The sequence below is a fragment of the Shewanella sp. 11B5 genome (assembly GCF_002836795.1).
Lineage (GTDB): Bacteria > Pseudomonadota > Gammaproteobacteria > Enterobacterales > Shewanellaceae > Shewanella > Shewanella frigidimarina.
The window spans coordinates 1-2,237 of record NZ_PJAP01001115.1 but is presented as its reverse complement, the minus strand read 5'-3'; the positions used below and the strand labels follow the sequence as shown (position 1 = coordinate 2,237).

General features: G+C 44.2%; 4 protein-coding genes. All 4 read left to right on the top strand.

Translation table 11 applies throughout. From position 1 onward, the window contains the following. Positions 1-108 precede the first annotated feature (108 nt). From rpsP to rplS, 4 genes are read left to right on the top strand one after another with little or no spacing between them, the layout of a single operon-like run. On the top strand, positions 109-360 hold the full coding sequence (gene rpsP / locus CXF78_RS20935) for a 30S ribosomal protein S16 (RefSeq protein ID WP_011638368.1): 252 nt from the start codon (positions 109-111) through the stop codon (positions 358-360). Between the two features lie 21 nt (positions 361-381). After that, entirely contained in the window at positions 382-912 is a 531-nt protein-coding gene (gene rimM / locus CXF78_RS20930) for a ribosome maturation factor RimM (protein ID WP_011638367.1), read from the top strand. Between the two features lie 15 nt (positions 913-927). Beyond that, positions 928-1,674: a tRNA (guanosine(37)-N1)-methyltransferase TrmD gene (gene trmD, locus CXF78_RS20925; RefSeq protein ID WP_011638366.1), complete on the top strand. Its 747-nt coding sequence runs from the start codon at positions 928-930 to the stop codon at positions 1,672-1,674. Positions 1,675-1,707: 33 nt separating this feature from the next. Next, the gene (gene rplS, locus CXF78_RS20920) at positions 1,708-2,061 is read left to right on the top strand and encodes a 50S ribosomal protein L19 (protein ID WP_011638365.1); all 354 of its coding nucleotides are present in this window, start codon (positions 1,708-1,710) and stop codon (positions 2,059-2,061) included. The last annotated feature ends 176 nt before the right edge of the window (positions 2,062-2,237 follow it).

Here is a 2,237-nt window from a genome sequence, read left to right as displayed (position 1 = left end):
GTTCAAAAGTCAGGTAAAATCTTCCGGCTTTCTTTCTGGGACTCTTCGCGAACACGGAGTTCCAGTTTTTATTTTTGCTTCTAGCAAATCATTAGAGGAATAAAACGCATGGTTACCATTCGTTTAGCTCGTGGCGGCGCAAAAAAGCGTCCATTTTACAATATCGTTGTTGCTGATAGCCGCAATGCTCGTGACGGTCGTTTCATCGAACGTGTAGGTTTTTTCAATCCATTGGCTCGTGGCCAAGAAGAAACTTTACGTTTAGATCTTGATCGTGTTGAGCACTGGGTTGCTACTGGCGCTGCAACATCTGAGCGTGTTGCAAAACTGATTAAAGACGCGCGTAAAGCTGTTGCTTAATTGCGTATAAGGTATAGATAGATGAGTAGTAACCAAGAGCTAGTTGTACTGGGTAAGTTAGGTTCCAGTCATGGTATTAAAGGTTGGCTAAAAATCACTTCCTATACCGATTCTGTTGAAGGTATTTTCGATTATTCGCCTTGGCTTATAAAAGAACAAGGCGTTTGGCGTGAAGTTAAGGTCGCTCAGTGGCGTTTTCAAGGTAAAGCTGTAGTGGCTGAACTAGAAGGTGTCGCTACCAGAGAACATGCGCAAATGCTCACAAATTGTGAAATTGCGATCATGCCTGAGCAAATGAAAGATTTGGATGATAGTGAATTCTATCATCGTGATCTTATCGGCTGCGAAGTGACCAATATAAACGGCTATAACATGGGTATTGTTGATCAGATCGTGGAAACAGGATCAAACGACGTGCTGCTGATTAAAGCTAATGCCAAAGATGCCTTCGGCAAAGCGGAACGTATGATCCCCTTTGTCCCTGAGCAGTTCATCAAACAGGTGGACTTGCAAGGGAAACAGATTTTAGTGGATTGGGATCCTGACTTCTAAGTCGAGGTACAACATATGTGGTTAGGGGTAATCACCCTGTTTCCAGAGATGTTTCGTGCTGTTACAGACTTTGGGGTTACGGGTCGAGCCGTGAAAAACGGCCTGCTAGAGGTGCAAACGTGGAATCCTCGAGATTTCACCCATGATAGACATAATACTGTGGACGACCGACCTTATGGTGGTGGGCCCGGTATGTTAATGATGGTGCAACCTCTGCGTGATGCTATCCATGCAGCTAAAGCAGCTGCAGGTGATAGGGCAAAAGTGATTTATCTATCTCCTCAGGGACGCAAGCTGGATCAGCATGGCGTTACTGAGTTAGCTAAATCAGAGTGTTTGATTTTAGTGTGTGGTCGATACGAAGGTGTTGATGAGCGCATAATTCAAACAGAAGTTGATGAAGAATGGTCTATCGGTGATTACGTACTTTCGGGTGGTGAGTTACCGGCAATGACTTTAATCGATTCAGTGGCTCGTTTAGTACCTGGTGTACTGGGCAAGCAAGCGTCAGCAGAGCAAGATTCTTTCTCTGATGGTTTACTGGATTGTCCTCATTATACACGCCCTGAACAATTGGATGGTCTTGACGTACCCGCAGTGCTGCTAAGCGGTGACCACGAAAAAATTAGACTCTGGCGTTTACAACAAAGTATCGGAAGAACTTTTTTGAGACGACCAGAATTATTTGAAAATCTAGCTCTGACTGACGAACAAACGACTTTATTAGCGCAGTTCGTGAATGAAACGGACAAGTCCGCATAGTCAACGCTCAGTTATTACTAGGATGGAGTAATTATGAACAACATCATTAAAATGCTCAACGATGAGCAAATGAAAACAGATGTGCCTGATTTTGGTGCTGGTGATACAGTAGTAGTTCAAGTACGTGTTAAAGAAGGCGAAAAAGAGCGTCTTCAGGCTTTTGAAGGTTTGGTAATTGCTAAGCGTAACCGTGGTCTGCATTCAGCATTCACAGTACGTAAAATCTCTAATGGCGAAGGTGTTGAGCGTGCTTTCCAGACGCACAGCCCGCTAATTGCTAGCATCGAAGTTAAGCGTCGCGGTCGTGTACGTCGTGCTAAACTGTACTATTTACGTGAGCGTTCAGGTAAGTCTGCACGTATCCGTGAAAAATTGGCAACTAAGTAATAGTTACCGATACAGAATAAAGATGCAGTGTTCGCACAACAACCCGCCGAAAGGCGGGTTTTTGTTTGTGTGGCTTTTAGGGATAACAACGAATAGAGCGATAACAACGAATAGAGCGATAACAACGAATAGAGCGATAACAACGAGTAGAGCGGTAACAACGAGTAGAGCGGTAA

Coding starts and splice junctions, on each gene's coding strand:
- rplS (WP_011638365.1), top strand. CDS start 1,708: ATGAACAACATCATTAAAATGCTCAACGATGAGCAAATGAAAACAGAT.
- rimM (WP_011638367.1), top strand. CDS start 382: ATGAGTAGTAACCAAGAGCTAGTTGTACTGGGTAAGTTAGGTTCCAGT.
- trmD (WP_011638366.1), top strand. CDS start 928: ATGTGGTTAGGGGTAATCACCCTGTTTCCAGAGATGTTTCGTGCTGTT.
- rpsP (WP_011638368.1), top strand. CDS start 109: ATGGTTACCATTCGTTTAGCTCGTGGCGGCGCAAAAAAGCGTCCATTT.